The 15,730-nt window shown below is 58.6% G+C and carries 17 protein-coding genes, 1 tRNA gene and 1 riboswitch; of the genes, 3 read left to right on the top strand and 15 right to left on the bottom strand.

What is annotated here, in order from left to right; genetic code table 11:
- Nucleotides 1–11 precede the first annotated feature (11 nt).
- From N7578_RS11335 to N7578_RS11305, 7 genes are all read right to left on the bottom strand, one after another.
- Nucleotides 12–377: a hypothetical protein gene (locus N7578_RS11335; RefSeq protein WP_311110435.1), complete on the bottom strand. Its 366-nt coding sequence runs from the start codon at nucleotides 375–377 to the stop codon at nucleotides 12–14.
- A 60-nt stretch (nucleotides 378–437) separates the two neighbouring features.
- Nucleotides 438–605, bottom strand: coding sequence for a hypothetical protein (locus tag N7578_RS11330; protein ID WP_311112591.1), 168 nt, complete (start codon nucleotides 603–605; stop codon nucleotides 438–440).
- A gap of 145 nt (nucleotides 606–750) precedes the next feature.
- Nucleotides 751–945 carry a hypothetical protein gene (locus N7578_RS11325; protein ID WP_311110434.1) on the bottom strand — a complete coding sequence of 65 codons (195 nt, stop codon included), beginning with the start codon at nucleotides 943–945 and terminating at the stop codon, nucleotides 751–753.
- A gap of 42 nt (nucleotides 946–987) precedes the next feature.
- A complete protein-coding gene (locus N7578_RS11320) occupies nucleotides 988–1,986 on the bottom strand; it encodes a dihydrodipicolinate synthase family protein (RefSeq protein WP_311110433.1) in 999 nt (332 codons plus the stop codon).
- Nucleotide 1,987: 1 nt separating this feature from the next.
- Nucleotides 1,988–2,239 (bottom strand): hypothetical protein, encoded by a 252-nt coding sequence (locus N7578_RS11315; RefSeq protein ID WP_311110432.1) that lies wholly within the window; start codon nucleotides 2,237–2,239, stop codon nucleotides 1,988–1,990.
- Nucleotides 2,240–2,604: 365 nt separating this feature from the next.
- A tRNA-Gly gene (locus N7578_RS11310) sits at nucleotides 2,605–2,678 on the bottom strand.
- A 56-nt stretch (nucleotides 2,679–2,734) separates the two neighbouring features.
- A complete protein-coding gene (locus tag N7578_RS11305) occupies nucleotides 2,735–3,832 on the bottom strand; it encodes a 2'-deoxycytidine 5'-triphosphate deaminase (protein WP_311110431.1) in 1,098 nt (365 codons plus the stop codon).
- 73 nt (nucleotides 3,833–3,905) lie between these two features.
- Nucleotides 3,906–3,984, top strand: a riboswitch (SAM riboswitch).
- A gap of 43 nt (nucleotides 3,985–4,027) precedes the next feature.
- Here N7578_RS11305 and N7578_RS11300 point away from each other — a divergent pair.
- The gene (locus N7578_RS11300) at nucleotides 4,028–5,212 is read left to right on the top strand and encodes an O-succinylhomoserine sulfhydrylase (protein ID WP_311110430.1); all 1,185 of its coding nucleotides are present in this window, start codon (nucleotides 4,028–4,030) and stop codon (nucleotides 5,210–5,212) included.
- 247 nt (nucleotides 5,213–5,459) lie between these two features.
- On the top strand, nucleotides 5,460–5,852 hold the full coding sequence (apaG, locus tag N7578_RS11295; protein ID WP_311110429.1) for a Co2+/Mg2+ efflux protein ApaG: 393 nt from the start codon (nucleotides 5,460–5,462) through the stop codon (nucleotides 5,850–5,852).
- Between the two features lie 57 nt (nucleotides 5,853–5,909).
- On the opposite strand, the gene N7578_RS11290 is transcribed toward apaG, so the two are convergent.
- The 3 genes from N7578_RS11290 to N7578_RS11280 form a co-directional block, all read right to left on the bottom strand.
- Entirely contained in the window at nucleotides 5,910–6,899 is a 990-nt protein-coding gene (locus N7578_RS11290; RefSeq protein WP_311110428.1) for an Hsp33 family molecular chaperone, read from the bottom strand.
- 245 nt (nucleotides 6,900–7,144) lie between these two features.
- Complete coding sequence (gene argF, locus N7578_RS11285) at nucleotides 7,145–8,062, bottom strand: ornithine carbamoyltransferase (protein WP_311110427.1); 918 nt, start codon at nucleotides 8,060–8,062, stop codon at nucleotides 7,145–7,147.
- Nucleotides 8,063–8,116: 54 nt separating this feature from the next.
- Nucleotides 8,117–9,316 carry an aspartate aminotransferase family protein gene (locus tag N7578_RS11280; RefSeq protein WP_311110426.1) on the bottom strand — a complete coding sequence of 400 codons (1,200 nt, stop codon included), beginning with the start codon at nucleotides 9,314–9,316 and terminating at the stop codon, nucleotides 8,117–8,119.
- Between the two features lie 431 nt (nucleotides 9,317–9,747).
- Between N7578_RS11280 and N7578_RS11275 the strand changes: the two genes are divergently transcribed.
- Complete coding sequence (locus N7578_RS11275; RefSeq protein ID WP_311110425.1) at nucleotides 9,748–10,281, top strand: GcrA family cell cycle regulator; 534 nt, start codon at nucleotides 9,748–9,750, stop codon at nucleotides 10,279–10,281.
- A gap of 101 nt (nucleotides 10,282–10,382) precedes the next feature.
- Here the strand turns inward: N7578_RS11275 and phoB are convergent, their stop codons facing one another.
- The 5 genes from phoB to pstC form a co-directional block, all read right to left on the bottom strand.
- Complete coding sequence (gene phoB / locus N7578_RS11270; RefSeq protein ID WP_311110424.1) at nucleotides 10,383–11,069, bottom strand: phosphate regulon transcriptional regulator PhoB; 687 nt, start codon at nucleotides 11,067–11,069, stop codon at nucleotides 10,383–10,385.
- 27 nt (nucleotides 11,070–11,096) lie between these two features.
- Nucleotides 11,097–11,822 carry a phosphate signaling complex protein PhoU gene (phoU, locus tag N7578_RS11265; RefSeq protein WP_311110423.1) on the bottom strand — a complete coding sequence of 242 codons (726 nt, stop codon included), beginning with the start codon at nucleotides 11,820–11,822 and terminating at the stop codon, nucleotides 11,097–11,099.
- A 105-nt stretch (nucleotides 11,823–11,927) separates the two neighbouring features.
- Nucleotides 11,928–12,743, bottom strand: a complete 816-nt coding sequence (gene pstB / locus N7578_RS11260; RefSeq protein ID WP_311110422.1) for a phosphate ABC transporter ATP-binding protein PstB — start codon at nucleotides 12,741–12,743, stop codon at nucleotides 11,928–11,930.
- A gap of 16 nt (nucleotides 12,744–12,759) precedes the next feature.
- A complete protein-coding gene (gene pstA / locus N7578_RS11255; protein ID WP_311110421.1) occupies nucleotides 12,760–14,079 on the bottom strand; it encodes a phosphate ABC transporter permease PstA in 1,320 nt (439 codons plus the stop codon).
- Complete coding sequence (gene pstC, locus N7578_RS11250) at nucleotides 14,076–15,560, bottom strand: phosphate ABC transporter permease subunit PstC (protein WP_311110420.1); 1,485 nt, start codon at nucleotides 15,558–15,560, stop codon at nucleotides 14,076–14,078. The genes pstA and pstC overlap by 4 nt, the downstream gene beginning before the upstream one ends.
- Nucleotides 15,561–15,730 lie beyond the last annotated feature (170 nt).

The raw sequence follows: 15,730 nt of genomic DNA, 5'->3' as shown, positions 1-15,730 counted from the left end.
GCACGACGCATTCATGCTCCATTACAGCTGGCGCCATGCAACCACGGCAATTCCACCGGGGACACGCAGAAGGTGATGCCGTGGACGTCATCCTTCCATACGAGATAGGCAGACATGGAGAGCGCCGTTGGCAGAAAGCCGACATGGGGTTCGATGAGAAAGCCCCCCTCCGAACCCGCCCGGCGCCCGGCATCGAGCGCCGCCCAGTAAAAATCCTCGAACCCTTGAAGGTCCACAAGACAGGAATGTCGAAGCGAGCGTTCCTGCTCTGCGCAGAACGCAGTCGCCAGTTTCATTCTGTGATCGTCACATAGCGTCAGCGTATCCCACTGAACGTCAAGTGTATCGATGCGGTAGGCAAAGAGGCCGGTTCTCATAAATGACCCTTCGTCAGCAGGCCGGATGGTAAAGCCAAGCGCATTTCCGGGTTTCCTCGATCAGTGCGTCGTTTTTCCACGGCTGAAGACATCTGACACCTCAAGGCGCTGTTCGTCGCTCAACGACCGGATCTCATCCTCCCCGACATCACCTTCCGTCCTTGCAAAACGCAGTGCAGCTTCCTTGTCGACGAAAAGCCCTCCCACGAGCCCGAGCCTGTCGGACACCAGCCAGCACCCTGTCCGATTTTGACCTACAGTAAATCGAAAGCCACGTTGCTGCTCCGATTGAGGTGATTTCAGTTTTCGGTACATGATCCGAGTCCTCTTCATGAATGGTCTTGAACGGCGGCCGATAGAGTTTCGCGGCCTGTTACTGAACGGATTGCATGATCACAGACACTGCCAGCAGCAGCCCGCCGACAACCGCGAACAACCGAATGAACATGGAGGCGTCGGAGCCCGATTTTCGATTGACTGGCGGCCCCTGCAGACGGGCCTTGTCGGCTGCCACCCTCTTGCGGAGTTCGGACTGCAAGCGATAATAACGACCTAACGGTTGGTTCATTTGTGAAACTCCAAAAAGCCACTGGAAGATTGTGAAAGGAAATCAGTGATTGGCGGGAAAGGAGGCGCATTCCTCGTTGGAGTTGCTCGCTGCCCATCCATCGATCCGCGCGACCTTTGCTTCAGAAATCAGCCGGCGTTGATTGACGCTGGTCGCGCTTCCACGCATTGATCTGAGCGCAAGCAGAATGCTGTCTGCAGCCTCACTCGCCACGGGGGTCAAGGGAAGCCGGACCTCCTCGCTGATACCTCGCAAGCAGGCCAAGACCGACTTCAGGAGAGCGGGTTGCCCCTCCTCCGCAGACGATTTCATGACCGATTGCAGGTTCCCGTGCAGCTCACGCGCCTGCGCCAGATCACCACGCCTGATCGCGCCGTACATGGCGACGACGGCTGACGGGCATATGTTCGCCACGGCCAGGACCGACCCGTTGCAGCGTACGAAGCTTTCGAAAGACAGGCTTTCGTCTTCCGTAAAGTGGATGACGTTTCCGGCGTTCCGATCCCTGACTATCCCTTCACCTGACGTATCCGGAAGATCGCCCACAACACCGATCACCGCAGGTATGCGCAGAAGGCGAAGAAGTGTCTCAGATTTGAGTTCGACACCGGCATGGCGAGGGTCGTTATGGATGACAATCGGTATGTCGGTTGCCGCCGCGACTTTCTCGAAATGCTGGACAATCCCCTTCTGGCCCGGGCGATTGTAGTAAGGCTGCACAATCAGTGCGGCATCTGCGCCGAGCTGCTCTGCCTCCAGAGTTCTCTGACATGTCGTCTCCGTACTGTACGTCCCCGTGGCAGCAATGATTGGAATGCGCCGTCTGGAAATATGCACGGCACGGCTGATCAGGCTTCGCCGTTCAACGGCGGACAACGTCGGCCCTTCACCCATCAGAGAATTGACAACCAGCCCTTCGATGCCTGCTTCGATCTGCCATTCCACGAGGTGATCGAAAGCTGCGTAATCCACCTGCCCCTTTAAGAACGGCGTTACGAGAGGCGTCATCACTCCGCCCCAGAGAAGCCTTTTCGCTGTCATGTCAATGACCCTTGCTTTCTTGTGGAATTTGCGAGCGCAGCGGCCACTTCGAAAGGCTGAGAAGCGCCAGAAATAACGCGCCTTCCAGATCGTCATGGAGGGCCGTCGCCTTCTTCAGCGACCCGCCTCGCATGACCGAAGTCGAACAGGACCAGCCACGGCTCGTACGGCGCAGCGCCTCGAGACTGACGGGCGGGTTATGAGCGGATGTCGTAAGGAGAAGCGCATCAAGAATTGCGTTTGCCTGAAGCAACGCCCGAAAACGTTTCCCGGCGACATTATCCGCAGAGCAAAGTTCGGGCAGTACCTGTTTCGTGAAACACCAGACGTGTTCCTCGCGGACTTTCGAACCATTCAGGATGCGGTTTTGAAGGTTAGCGGTATCTAGACAATCTTGTTGCATCGGAGCTGCTTCATCTGAACACGCTCCACCCTAGCTCCGACCGGCATAGGATTTCGATTGGCTTTCAGGGCATAACAAATAAAGAAATCATAAGGGCGGCAGCAGCCCCATTCCGCCCTGCACGAGCTTTGGCGACACAAGGCACTGCCCACGCTCGCAATGAAGCGATACCTGAAGTGCTACGGGAACATCGTTATTCTTGCTGGAAAGGTCGCTGGAGCGGGTGAAGGGAATCGAACCCTCGTATTCAGCTTGGGAAGCTGCTGCTCTACCATTGAGCTACACCCGCACGCGGCACAACAATTCCGACAGTTCGAAGAGACTGTCAAGCCGTGCTGAAAGGAATCAGGCCGAGCGGAAATGCTTGGAGAGTTTCAGACCCTGCGCCTGATAATTTGAGCCAAGGCCCGTGCCGTAGAGACCTTCCGGCTTCTCCAGCATATGTTCGTAGACCAGACGGCCAACGATCTGGCCATGCTCCAGAATGAATGGCACTTCATGGCTGCGAACTTCGAGTACGGCGCGGCTGCCGGTACCACCTGCCTGCGCATGGCCGAAACCGGGATCGAAGAAACCCGCATAATGCACGCGGAACTCACCCACCAGCGGGTCGAACGGCGTCATTTCGGCTGCGTAGAGCGGCGGCACATGCACGGCTTCACGCGAGACGAGGATGTAGAATTCGTCGGGATCGAGGATCAGTTCAGCGCGACCACGGGCGTAAAGCGGCTCCCAGAAATCCAGAACGTCGTGCTGGGCCTTCTTGTCGACATCCACAACGGCGGTGTGGTGCTTGCCGCGATAACCGATCAGGCCGTCATCGCCAAAGCCTTTCAGGTCGATGGAAAGCGCGATACCGCCGCCCGTGACATTCGGCGTTTCACTGGCAACCAGCGTCTGATCGTCATGAAGCTTCTGAAGTTCGCTTTCGTTCAGCAAAGATTGGCCGATGCGGAAGCGGATCTGCGACAGGCGCGAACCGCGGCGCACAACGATCGGGAAGGTACGCGGGCTGATTTCGAGATAGAGCGGACCATTATATCCCGCAGGTATCTTGTCGAATTCCTGCGCGCTGTCGGTGATGACGCGGGTGAAAATATCGAGACGGCCGGTCGAGCTTTTCGGGTTGGCCGATGCGGACATGTCTGCCGGCAGTGCAAGACTCTCCATCAACGGGACGATGTAGACGCATCCTGTTTCCAGAACCGCGCCTTCGCTGAGGTCGACCTCGTGCAGGCTGAGGCGATTGAGCTTGTCGAGTACCGGCGTGCCGGGGCCGGGCATGAAGCTGGCGCGGACGCGATAGGCTTTCGAACCCAACCGCAGGTCGAGGCTGGCAGGTTGCACCTGATCGGCATCGAGGGCAGCTTCGCTTTTCAGCTTTCCGCTGGCAAACAGTGCCCTGATCGCGCCATCCGCCAATATGCCTGTCGTTCTCGTCATTTTCGTCATCCCTTTTCAAGGCGACCAAACCAAAAGGAAAGCATTGACGCAAGCCGGGAACGGCAGTAAGCCAATTTTATCCCGTGGTGATTTGGCCGGTCGGCTTGCAGCCACGTTAAACAAGTGGCTAAAAAGACCGGGTGCTTGTAACCGGTCTGCTTTTGCGGCCGGTTTTTTTGTTTTGAAGGTGATCACATGAGCAACAAATGGCGCCCGGCAACTACACTCGTTCATGGTGGTACGCTGCGCTCGCAATATGGCGAGATGTCGGAAGCGATCTACCTGACGCAGGGCTTTGCCTACGACACGTCCGAAGCTGCCGAGGCGCGCTTCAAGGGTGAGAACGAGGGTTATATCTACGCTCGCTACGGTAGCCCGACCAACGACATGTTCGAAAAGCGCATGTGTGCACTGGAAGGCGCCGAAGAAGCCCGCGCCACGGCATCCGGCATGGCCGCCGTCTCCGCCGCCCTTCTCTGCCAGCTGAAAGCCGGCGATCACATCGTTGCAGCCCGCGCGCTGTTCGGCTCCTGCCGCTGGGTGGTCGAGACGCTTGCGCCGCGTTACGGTATCGAATGCACGCTGGTTGATGGTCGTGATCTCGCCAACTGGGAAAACGCCATCCAGAAGAACACCAAGGTCTTCTTCCTTGAAAGCCCCACCAACCCGACGCTGGAGATCATCGACATCGCCGGCGTTGCAAAGCTTGCCAACCAGATCGGCGCGAAGGTCGTGGTTGACAATGTGTTCGCCACACCGCTTTTCCAGAAGCCGCTGGAACTCGGCGCGCATATCGTCGTCTATTCGGCCACCAAACATATCGATGGTCAGGGTCGCAGCCTTGCGGGCGTGATCCTTTCCGACAGGGAATGGGTGACCGAGCACCTGCAGGACTATTATCGCCACACCGGCCCGGCCATGTCACCGTTCACCGCCTGGACGCTGATCAAGGGGCTGGAAACCCTGCCGATCCGCGTCAAGCAGCAGACCAACAATGCTTCGAAGATCGCCGACTTCCTGGCCGAGCAGAAACAGGTTGCCAGGGTCGTCTATCCGGGCCGCAAGGATCACCCCCAGGCCGATATCATCGCCAAGCAGATGACCGGCGGTTCGACGCTGATCTGCTTCGAACTGAAGGGTGGCAAGGAAGCAGCCTTCAAGCTGCAGAACGCACTGGAAGTGGTCACCATTTCCAACAACCTCGGTGACACGCGCAGCCTGATTACCCATCCGGCAACCACGACGCACAAGAACCTCACCGACGAAGCCCGCGCCGAACTCGGCATTTCGCCCGGTACCGTGCGCTTCTCGGCAGGTATCGAGGATACCGACGATCTGCTGGAGGACTTCGCTAAGGCTCTGGAAGCGGTTTCCGCTTAAGAAAATCACCGTGGCCTGACAGCGATGTCGGGCCACGACCCCATATCAGCCTCTTTAGCGCATCCGGTTTTTTTGCGGTTTGACTCTTCTTGTCCGCAACCGAAATTTACCTTTATCGTTATCCCTAACGGACGAAACCCGACCGTCTGGAGCGGCAATGCTCCATCAAGTCGTTCATTTTCTTGACGATAAGCAGCTCCTGTAGTGTAGGATGCGGGCATAAGGCATAATATTCGAGGTGGCGCGTATGTATCGTGCTCTGACAAGGGATATCGAGGTTACGGTTGATCCGTATTATCTCGAAGAGCAATCCGACCCGGATGACGACCGGTACGTCTGGGGCTATAAAGTCGTGATCTCGAACAATTCCGACATGTCGGTAACGCTCGTCAACCGATACTGGCATATCACGGACCAGAACGGGCAGGTGGACGAGGTGTATGGACCCGGCGTCGTCGGAGAGAAACCCCACCTGAAACCGGGCGACACATACGAATATTCCTCCGGTTGCCCGTTGGACACACCTTCCGGTCTGATGTTCGGCCACTATGAGATGGAAGCGGACAGCGGCGAAGTCTTCACGGTCACGATCCCCGCATTTTCGCTGGATTCGCCCGGCCTCCTGCGCGTCCTGAACTGACAGGTCCTGGTATTTTAAAAGCCGCACCGGATGAGGGATGCGGCTTTCCTTTTTTCATCAGACGTTTTCGAGTTCGCTGACGTCGTATCGATAGGTGGTCGAGCAGAACTCACAGGTGACGGCGATGGCGCCATCCTCCTGACTTTCCGCGATCTCCTCCGCAGAGAAGCCCGTCAGCACGCCCTTGATCTTTTCCCGTGAGCAATTGCAGCGATCAACGACTGTCTGCGGTTCGTAAATACGCACGCCGCGTTCATGGAAAAGACGGTACAGCAGGCGTTCGACCGGCACCTGCGGATCGGTGAGTTCGTCGGTATCCACGGTATCCAGCAACGTCACGGCTTCGGTCCACGCATCATCCTCGATATGCGCGTGGCCACCCTCGTCACCGTCACCGCCATGAAGATCAGGCGAACGCAACCGCTCCGGTGCCTGTGGCAGGAACTGGGCAATCACACCCCCAGCCCGCCAGCCATGGCGCGGCTTGCCATCGGCGTCGCGGTCGAAGAATTCGGCAACGCCGAGCCTGACCCTTGTGGGAAGCTGTTCCGACTGGCGGAAATAGACGCCGGCAATTTCTTCAAGCGAAGAGCCGTCCAAAGGCACGATGCCTTGATAGGGTTGCATGCCCACACCTTGGTCGATGGTAAAGGCAAGAATACCCGTGCCAAGGAGCTGCTCCGGCGACGTCGCACCGGCAGCGGTCGCTTCCGCAAGCCGCTCCTCGTCAAACCGGGCATAGGCACGCATATTCTCAGGTGCCGAAAAATCAGCCACGAGAAGATCGACCGGGCCATCTCCCTTCGTCTGAACGGTCAGCTTGCCGGAAAATTTCAGCGAAGTGCCAATCAATGCCGTCAGGACCGTGGCCTCTGCCAACAAGCGGGCAACCGGCGCGGGGTAGTTGTGGCGCTCGAGAATGGCGTTCAGCAGCGGTCCTACCTGTACGGCGCGACCGCGAACGTCCAGACCGTCGACCTGAAACGGCACAACCTTATCGTCGCCAGCAAAATCGAGAGCGTCCAGCTCAACTGTTGCATCTGCCATGTCCATACTCCCTGGCGCAAAGCAATGCGCCGCTACCGGGCACAGCCCGGTTTTTCGAATGTCGTTTTTCCGCTTGTCGCACACGTCGCCGGATAGAGGAACCGGTACCGGACAAAATCGTGCAAAACGTGATGATGGCCCGCCAGCGAATACCCGGCGAGCCTTTTGAAGTTCCACAGATGGTTACAGGTGCGGGAAAGTTCAAGAACCCGACGTCATGACGAGATCACGCCGGGCGAAAGGCATCAGATGACGCCCATGCACCATGCAATGATCGACTTCTGTGCGTGAAGGCGATTTTCCGCCTCATCGAAAACGACCGACTGCGCACCGTCTATGACAGCGTCCGTCACTTCCTCGCCGCGGTGTGCGGGCAGGCAGTGCATGAACACCGCATCCTTGTCCGCCTTCGCCATCAGGGCTTCATTGACCTGATAGGGCTGGAAGATGTTGTGTCCGCGCGCCTTGTGCTCCTGGTTCATGGATACCCAGGTATCGGTGACCACGCAGTCCGCACCCGCCACGGCCCTGTCCGCGTCATGGCAGAGCATGATGTCGCCACCATTGTTGCGCGCCCAGTTCAGGAACTTGTCGTGCGGCTCCGAACCCATCGGCACCGCCATGTTCATGCGGTAGCCGAAACGGGCGGAACCTTCGACAAAGGAATGCAGCACGTTGTTACCGTCGCCCGTCCAGGCAATCGTCTTGCCCTTGATCGGGCCGCGATGTTCCTCGAAGGTCAGAATATCGGCCATGATCTGGCAGGGATGCGTGTCGTCCGTCAGGCCGTTGATGACCGGCACGGTCGCGTGTTCCGCAAGCTCCAGCAGGCGCGAGTGATCGGTGGTGCGGATCATGATCGCATCGACATAGCGCGACAGAACCTTCGCCGTATCGCCGATGGTTTCGGCTCGGCCGAGCTGCATTTCCGTACCGGAAAGGAACAACGTCTCGCCGCCGAGCTGGCGCATGCCGACATCAAAGGAAACGCGGGTCCGGGTCGACGGCTTTTCGAAAATCATCGCCAGCATCTTGCCCGCGAGCGGCTTTTCAGCCGTACCGTTTTTCGTGGCGATCTTGCGCACCCGCGCGTCGTCGAGAATTGTCCGCAGATCCTCCGAGCCAACGGCCGAGAGGTCCAGAAAGTGTTTTGCTGATGCCATTTATGCTGTCCTATCGAAACGGGCCGCGCTTCGCGCCGGCCCGGAGAACGCCCCTCAGGCGCTCTTAGCCAGTTTCGTGGTGAGTGCTTCCGCAGCCTTTTCAACGCGGGCCAGCCCTTCGCGTGCCTCCTCCGCCGTCACGACCAGAGGCGGCAGCAGGCGGATGACGTTATCGCCTGCCGGAACACCCAGCAGATGCTCGGCGCGCATGGCCTGCAAGAGATCGGCAGCCGGCACTTTCGCCTTGATGCCAAGCAGCAGGCCTTCACCACGGATTTCTTCGATAACGTCCGGGAAACGATCCTTCAGCGACGCAAGACCCTGACGGAAAACCAGCGAAACGTCGCGCACGTGGTCGAAGAAGCCATCAGCCAGGACGATATCCAGCACCGCATTGCCAACGGCCATGGCCAGCGGGTTGCCGCCGTAGGTCGTGCCATGGGTACCAGCCGTCATGCCGGACGCGGCCTCGGCCGTCGCAAGGCAGGCGCCGAACGGGAAGCCGCCACCGATGCCTTTGGCAACCGCCATGATATCCGGCGTGACACCAGACCATTCATAGGCAAAGAATTTGCCCGTGCGGCCAACGCCCGTCTGCACCTCATCAAAGATCAGCAGCAGGCCGTGTTCGTCGCACAGATCGCGCAGCGTCTGAAGGAATTCCTTGCTGGGCGCCCGGATACCGCCCTCCCCCTGGATCGGCTCGATCAGCAGGGCTGCAGTCTCGGGGGTGATGGCAGCCTTCAAGGCCGCGACATCACCGAATGGAACCTGATCGAAGCCCTCGACCTTGGGTCCGAAACCTTCAAGGTACTTCGCCTGACCACCGGCAGCGATGGTTGCCAGCGTGCGGCCATGGAAGGCGCCTTCGAAGGTGACGATACGGAATTTTTCCGGATGGCCGTGAGTGTACTGATAACGCCGCGCCGTCTTGATCGCGCATTCGAGCGCTTCCGCACCGGAGTTGGTGAAGAAAGCCTTGTCCGCAAAGGTGGCATCCGTCAGGCGCTTGGCCAGCACTTCCTGTCCCGGTATCTCATAGAGGTTGGACAGGTGCCAGACCTTCTCCGCCTGGCCTTTCAGGGCCTCCACCAGATGCGGATGGCTGTGGCCCACGGATGTGACGGCAACGCCCGCGCCAAAATCCAGATATCGCTCGCCGCTTTCCGTCACAAGCCATACGCCCTCTCCTCGTTCGAAACGCAGGGGTGCTCTGGAAAACGTATCGAACAATGGCGCGCCGGTTTCGGCCATGGCTGCATCACTCCTCGCGCAAAATGCGCTTTCAGTCGTTGTCAATAGGCGGTCAGGGTTATCCCTTGCCTGAAAATCAAAAATGCCGCCTCGCGGCGGCAGGGGCACTATTGTCACTTCAATTGCCGATGTCAACAAAAGTCCTCATTTTCCGGCGTTCTCAAGTGCTTGTGGGAAGCCGCACAGAGAGCACAAGGTGTTGCTTTTCGGACTCTCCTGAACAGCAAGTTGGGGAAAACCGGAAAATCGATTCGAGATGATTCCCGCGACTCTTGCCACGGAGTCAGCCTCACACTAGGTTAATCGTCAATTACTAGACTGCATTGCGGCGGAACTAGTCACCAAAAATCCGGCGGAATTGACACTCGGGAGCACGCTCGCGAGCTGGAGAAGGATTCTGCCGAAATAGACGCGACGAGCGGAGAAGCGGCATGAACTGGACGGATGAACGAGTCGAAAAACTCAAGAAACTGTGGTCCGAGGGGCTCAGCGCCAGCCAGATCGCAGCACAACTGGGCGGTGTAAGCCGTAACGCGGTTATTGGCAAGGTTCATCGCCTGAACCTTCCCGGGCGTGCCAAGGCTGGCGGAACCGTGACATCGGCGCGGACTGCGCCGAAGCGAACAGCGGCAGCGGCCCCGCGCCCGGCAACCTACACGGCACGCCTCAACACCGCGCCGGTCCGTACGGTAGCACGCACAAGCGTAGCGACTGCGCTGCACGAAGAAATGGATATCCAGACGGCACAGGTTCTCGACTACGTTCCGTCGAGAAACATCATGACGCCGGAGTCCCGTCGTCTTACGCTGACGGAACTGACAGAGCGCACCTGCAAGTGGCCGGTCGGAGACCCGCTGAAGGACGACTTCCACTTCTGTGGTTGCGAAGCCTCGGAATCTTCACCCTACTGCAAGTTCCACGCAAAGCTCGCCTATCAGCCGGTGAGCGAGCGTCGCAAGGCGTAAGCGGGCAATCCGGACAACAAAAAAACGGGCCTTTCGGCCCGTTTTTTTGTTTCAGAACGCCTCCTCTACGAAGGGAAACGCTGTGAATACAAGATCAGAACCTACGCGGCTTCCATGGAGTAACCAGCACCCCGAACGGTGCGAATGACATCCTGCATGTTGGAAAAGTTGAGCGCCTTGCGCAGACGTCCCACATGAACGTCAACGGTCCGCTCATCCACGTAGATATCGTGGCCCCAGACACCATCCAGCAATTGCGAGCGCGAGAAAACCCGACCCGGCGACGTCATTAGGAACTCAAGAAGACGGAACTCCGTCGGTCCTAGGCGAACTTCACGCGTCTTGCGATGAACGCGGTGCGTTTCGCGATCCAACTCGATGTCGCCGCACTTCAAAACCGAAGACAGAACTTCCGGACGGGCGCGACGCAACATGGCCTTTACGCGCGCCATCAGCTCGGGCGTCGAGAACGGCTTGACCACGTAGTCATCTGCGCCGGTGGCGAGGCCGCGAACACGTTCGCTTTCCTCGCCACGGGCCGTCAGCATGATGATGGGCAGACGTTCGGTTTCGGGGCGCATTCTCAAGCGTCGGCACAGTTCGATACCGGAGACGCCGGGCAGCATCCAATCGAGGATCAGAAGATCGGGAACCCGCTCCTGCAACCTGATTTCCGCTTCATCGCCACGCGGTATCGTGTCGACATCGTACCCCTCAGCCTCAAGATTGTAACGAAGCAGAACGCTCAGCGCCTCTTCGTCCTCAACAACTGCAATCTTCGGTACCATACTGAACTCCGTAAATCGGCCTGGCTGTTACTCGGTTACGGAACCGAGCGTGTTGGAACTGTCGTCCTTCGGACGCTCGCCCTCCGGCTGGCTCCCAGTGGTCATGTAATAGATCGTCTCGGCGATGTTGGTCGCATGGTCGCCGATACGCTCGATGTTCTTTGCGCAGAACAGAAGGTGCGTGCAGGTGGTGATGTTGCGCGGATCTTCCATCATGTAGGTCAAAAGCTCGCGGAAGAGCGAGGTGTACATGGCATCGATTTCCTCGTCGCGCGCGCGGATGGCCTGCGCCTTTTCGGCGGAGCGCGTGGAGTAGACGTCGAGCACTTCCTTGAGCTGTACAAGGGCAAGCTCGGACAGGTGCTCAAGGCCGCGGGCCAGCTTGCGGGGAACGCCGGTTCCGGCAACCGCGATCACGCGCTTGGCGGTGTTCTTGCCAAGATCGCCAACGCGTTCCAGATCCGCCGCGATGCGCAGCGTGCCGATGATTTCGCGAAGGTCAGCCGCCATTGGCTGGCGCTTGGCGATGGTGACAATGGCCTTGTCGCCGATTTCTCGTTCAGCGTGGTCCAGGATGGCGTCGTCGGAAATGACCTTCTGCGCTAGTGCCGCGTCGGAATTGACCAGTGCGCGAACAGCGTCGGCGCACATCTGTTCCGCCAGGCCGCCCATTTCAGCAATGCGGCGGCTGAGGAATTTCAGTTCTTCGTCATAGGCGGACAAAATATGCGAATGGGTCGTTGTCTGATTCATGATCTCGTCCTCGGGGTCTGCCCTGCTTCGTCCACCTGCCCGATGGCAGGTGGGTAAACAGAGGCGCCAGTCTTGCTCGGTTTCTCTCAGGCGCTGATCGAAAAATCAGCCGAAGCGACCCATGATGTAATCCTGGGTGCGCTGGTCATCCGGGTTGGTGAACATCTTGTCCGTCTCGTTTTCTTCAACCAGATGGCCAAGGTGGAACATGGCGGTGCGCTGCGACACACGGGCCGCCTGCTGCATGGAGTGGGTCACGATGACGATGGTGAAGTTCGTGCGCAGCTCGTGGATCAGTTCCTCGACCTTGGCAGTCGCGATCGGGTCAAGCGCCGAGCACGGCTCATCCATCAGGATCACTTCCGGGGAAACGGCAACGGCGCGTGCAATGCAAAGGCGCTGCTGCTGACCGCCGGAAAGGCCCGTGCCGGATTCATGCAGACGGTCTTTCACTTCGTTCCACAGACCGGCCTTCTGCAGGCTCTGTTCGATGATCTGGTCCATGTCCGCCTTGTTACGGGCAAGACCATGGATGCGTGGGCCGTAGGCGATGTTTTCGTAGATCGACTTCGGGAAGGGGTTCGGCTTCTGGAACACCATGCCGACGCGGGCGCGCAGTTCCACGACATCGATGGCCGGATCGTAGATATCATCCGTGTCGAGTGTGATCTTGCCGGTGACCTTGCAGCCGTCGATCGTGTCGTTCATGCGGTTCAGGGTGCGCAGGAACGTGGACTTTCCGCAGCCCGACGGACCGATGAGTGCGGTCACCGTATTTTCGCGGACGTTGAGGTTCACGTCGTAAAGCGCGCGCTTTTCGCCGTAATAAACCGAAACGTCCTTACCAATCATCTTGTACGAAACTTCATTCATTTTCTTGTCCAGCGCCTTTTCAACTGCTGCTTCCGACAACATGTTCATAGCTTTCTAGCTCCCTTTACCAGCGCCGTTCGAAGCGGCGACGCAACAGGATTGCGCCAACATTCATGACGATGAGGAACAAGAGCAGGATGATGATAGCGCCGGATGTTCTTTCGACAAAGGCGCGCTCTGCCTCATTCGCCCACATGTAAATCTGCACCGGCAGCGCCGTCGAAGGATCGAGCGGCGTTGTCGGGTAGTTCGCGACGAAAGCCACCATGCCGATCAGAAGCAGCGGAGCCGTTTCGCCAAGCGCATGCGCGAGGCCGATGATCGTGCCGGTCAGAATACCCGGCATGGCAAGCGGCAGCACATGGTGGAAGATGGTCTGCATCTTCGATGCACCCAGACCGAGTGCGGCGGCACGGATGGAAGGCGGCACGGCCTTCAACGCCGCGCGGGTGGCGATGATGATCGTCGGTAGTGTCATCAGGGTCAGAACAAAGCCGCCGACGAGCGATGCCGAACGCGGGAAGCCCATGAAGTTGATGAAGACGGACAGACCCAGCAGACCGTAAACGATGGACGGTACGGCAGCCAGGTTGTTGATGTTCACCTCGATGAGGTCCGTCAGACGGTTCTTCGGGGCAAACTCTTCCAGATAGATCGAGGCTGCAACACCGATGGGCAGCGACAGCACCAGAACAATCGCCATCATGTAGAAGGAACCGATCAGCGCCACGCCAACACCGGCGGCTTCCGGACGGCTGGAGTTGCCGTTGACGAAGATGCCCGTATTGAAATGCTTGCCGAGCTGGCCGCCTTCGGCAAGCTGATTCATCCAGCCAAGCTGCTGGTTTGAAATGCGACGGTTCGCCTCGTCCACGGTCAGATCGACTTGGCCCTTGAAGGCGCTGTCGACATCGCCGGAGGCCAGAAGCGTAACGTTACGGGTGGTACCGATCACCGCAGGATCGGCGGTCACGATGTCACGCAGCTGGGTTCGGACGCTGTCCGAGATCATGGCGTTGACCGCACGCAGACCTGCGCGGTCCGTCGGCGCCACGCCGAGAACCTTTGCAACGGCATCACGAGCAATAACGGGATAATTGGCCGTCATCAGCTTTGCGGGATTGGTCGCACGTTCATTCTTCGGATCGATGATCTGTTCGGAGAATTCCACCGGAACGGTAATCATCGTCTGCTGGAAGGCGGTGTAGCCCTTCCCGACCACCGACCACAGAAGGAGGAACAGGAAGACCAGGCCGAAAGAAATCGCGGCCATTCCGTAAGCACGGAAACGACGTTCCGCAGCATAACGGCGCTTGATGCCGATATCACGTCGGGCCGGCGCGCGGGAAGCGGCGCCGGTTGCGGGAGAAACGATGTCGGTCATTCATACTGCTCCCGGTATTTGCGCACGATGTAAAGCGCATAGATATTGAGGCATAGCGTGATGGCAAAAAGCGTGATGCCGAGCGCGAAGGCAACCAGTGTCTGCGGTGAGGTGAACTCAAGGTCACCCGTCAGCTGGCTGACGATCTTCACCGTAACGGTCGTCATCGGCTCGAGCGGATTGATCTGCAGACGGGCAGCAACACCGGCGGCGAGAACCACGATCATCGTTTCGCCGATGGCTCGGGAGGCCGTCATCAGCAACGCGCCGACGATGCCAGGAAGCGCTGCTGGCAGAATGACCCGCTTGACCGTTTCCGAGCGGGTCGCACCGAGGCCCAGCGAACCATCGCGCAGTGCACGCGGCACAGCTGTGATGATGTCGTCCGACAGCGACGAGACGTAAGGGATCAGCATGATGCCCATCACGAAACCGGCCGTCAGAACGCTCTGCGCCTGAATGAAGTTGGCGTAGTTTCCAGTGGCAAGACCGTTGATCTGCGCGGAAATATCACGCAGGAACGGGCCAACGGTTGTCAGAGCAAAGAAGCCGTAAACGATCGTCGGAATGCCGGCGAGAACTTCAAGCAGGGGCTTTGCGACCGAGCGAAGCTTCGGACCGGCATATTCCGACATGTAGATTGCCGAGAACAGACCAACCGGAACCGCGACGAGCATCGCGACGAAACCGATGTAGAGCGTGCCTGCGAGCAGCGGGATCAGACCGAATTGACCCGAGCTGTCCGTGGCGCCGGCCGCTGCAAAACGCGGATCCCACACCGTTCCGAAGAAGAACTCGTGAGCAGGAACCATCGTGAAGAACTGGATGGCCTCCGTCAGCATCGACAGCACGATGCCGATGGTTGTCAGAATGGCGATCGAGGACGCAACCAGCAAAGCGACGAGAATGACCTTCTCGACCTGGTTGCGTGCCCTGAAACGCGGCGCGATGGCGCGAAGCGCATAAGCACCGCCCGCCAGAGCCGCCAACAGAACCACCACGATCATTGCAAGCCGGCTGGTCGATGTCATGCTGTTGAGCGTGTGGGCGGCATCAACCATGTACCGCTCGGGGTCACCGGCAATTGCGACGCCTTTCGCGGCCAGCAGCGGGCGAACGGCACCTGTATCGGTTTCGACCTGCGCCAGCTCTTCCGTGTTCAATCTCTGCAGACCACGGGCAATCGACGTCACCATGCCATAGGTCAGGCTCTGCTGCGCTTCAGACTGCGCGCGCACGTCTTCGGGAAAATTACCGCGTACGGCCGACGTCACGATCAGCGGGCTGATCACGAGCCAGGCCGCCAGAATGAGCGCTGACGGCAAAACAGCCCAGATGACGGCGTAAGAGCCGTGATAGCCAGCACGGGAATGCATGCTGGAGGGACGCCCACCAGCAACCGCAACGGCCCGGCGGCTGGCAAGCAGGTAGCTGCCGATGCCGATCAGCGCCAGTATCAGCAAAAGAATGGATGTGTTCATTAGAGTTCCCTCGGCGTGTCTCAAGGACACGGTGCGATATCGGGCAAATTTAAAGTCATCAAAAAGGAGATTGCTGGATCATCCTTTGAAAGCCTGCCGCCTGACTCCACGAAAGCCGGACAGACGTCAAGGTTGATACGTCCTATCCATCTGAAATATGCACATGATGA

Origin of the sequence: Agrobacterium tumefaciens, assembly GCF_031801495.1 — a bacterium.
In the GTDB taxonomy this organism is placed as follows: Bacteria; Pseudomonadota; Alphaproteobacteria; order Rhizobiales; family Rhizobiaceae; genus Agrobacterium; species Agrobacterium tumefaciens_K.
The sequence above is the reverse complement of the archived record's forward strand: the minus strand, read 5'-3'. Positions and strand labels throughout refer to the sequence as shown.

What these genes read in the sequence shown, in the direction of transcription:
- pstA (WP_311110421.1), bottom strand. Translation starts at nt 14,079, where the DNA reads ATGACCGACATCGTTTCTCCCGCAACCGGCGCCGCTTCCCGCGCGCCG.
- pstB (WP_311110422.1), bottom strand. Translation starts at nt 12,743, where the DNA reads ATGAACATGTTGTCGGAAGCAGCAGTTGAAAAGGCGCTGGACAAGAAA.
- N7578_RS11325 (WP_311110434.1), bottom strand. Translation starts at nt 945, where the DNA reads ATGAACCAACCGTTAGGTCGTTATTATCGCTTGCAGTCCGAACTCCGC.
- argF (WP_311110427.1), bottom strand. Translation starts at nt 8,062, where the DNA reads ATGGCATCAGCAAAACACTTTCTGGACCTCTCGGCCGTTGGCTCGGAG.
- N7578_RS11320 (WP_311110433.1), bottom strand. Translation starts at nt 1,986, where the DNA reads ATGACAGCGAAAAGGCTTCTCTGGGGCGGAGTGATGACGCCTCTCGTA.
- phoB (WP_311110424.1), bottom strand. Translation starts at nt 11,069, where the DNA reads ATGGTACCGAAGATTGCAGTTGTTGAGGACGAAGAGGCGCTGAGCGTT.
- apaG (WP_311110429.1), top strand. Translation starts at nt 5,460, where the DNA reads ATGTATCGTGCTCTGACAAGGGATATCGAGGTTACGGTTGATCCGTAT.
- N7578_RS11335 (WP_311110435.1), bottom strand. Translation starts at nt 377, where the DNA reads ATGAGAACCGGCCTCTTTGCCTACCGCATCGATACACTTGACGTTCAG.
- phoU (WP_311110423.1), bottom strand. Translation starts at nt 11,822, where the DNA reads ATGAATCAGACAACGACCCATTCGCATATTTTGTCCGCCTATGACGAA.
- N7578_RS11300 (WP_311110430.1), top strand. Translation starts at nt 4,028, where the DNA reads ATGAGCAACAAATGGCGCCCGGCAACTACACTCGTTCATGGTGGTACG.
- pstC (WP_311110420.1), bottom strand. Translation starts at nt 15,560, where the DNA reads ATGAACACATCCATTCTTTTGCTGATACTGGCGCTGATCGGCATCGGC.
- N7578_RS11305 (WP_311110431.1), bottom strand. Translation starts at nt 3,832, where the DNA reads ATGACGAGAACGACAGGCATATTGGCGGATGGCGCGATCAGGGCACTG.
- N7578_RS11275 (WP_311110425.1), top strand. Translation starts at nt 9,748, where the DNA reads ATGAACTGGACGGATGAACGAGTCGAAAAACTCAAGAAACTGTGGTCC.
- N7578_RS11280 (WP_311110426.1), bottom strand. Translation starts at nt 9,316, where the DNA reads ATGGCCGAAACCGGCGCGCCATTGTTCGATACGTTTTCCAGAGCACCC.
- N7578_RS11290 (WP_311110428.1), bottom strand. Translation starts at nt 6,899, where the DNA reads ATGGCAGATGCAACAGTTGAGCTGGACGCTCTCGATTTTGCTGGCGAC.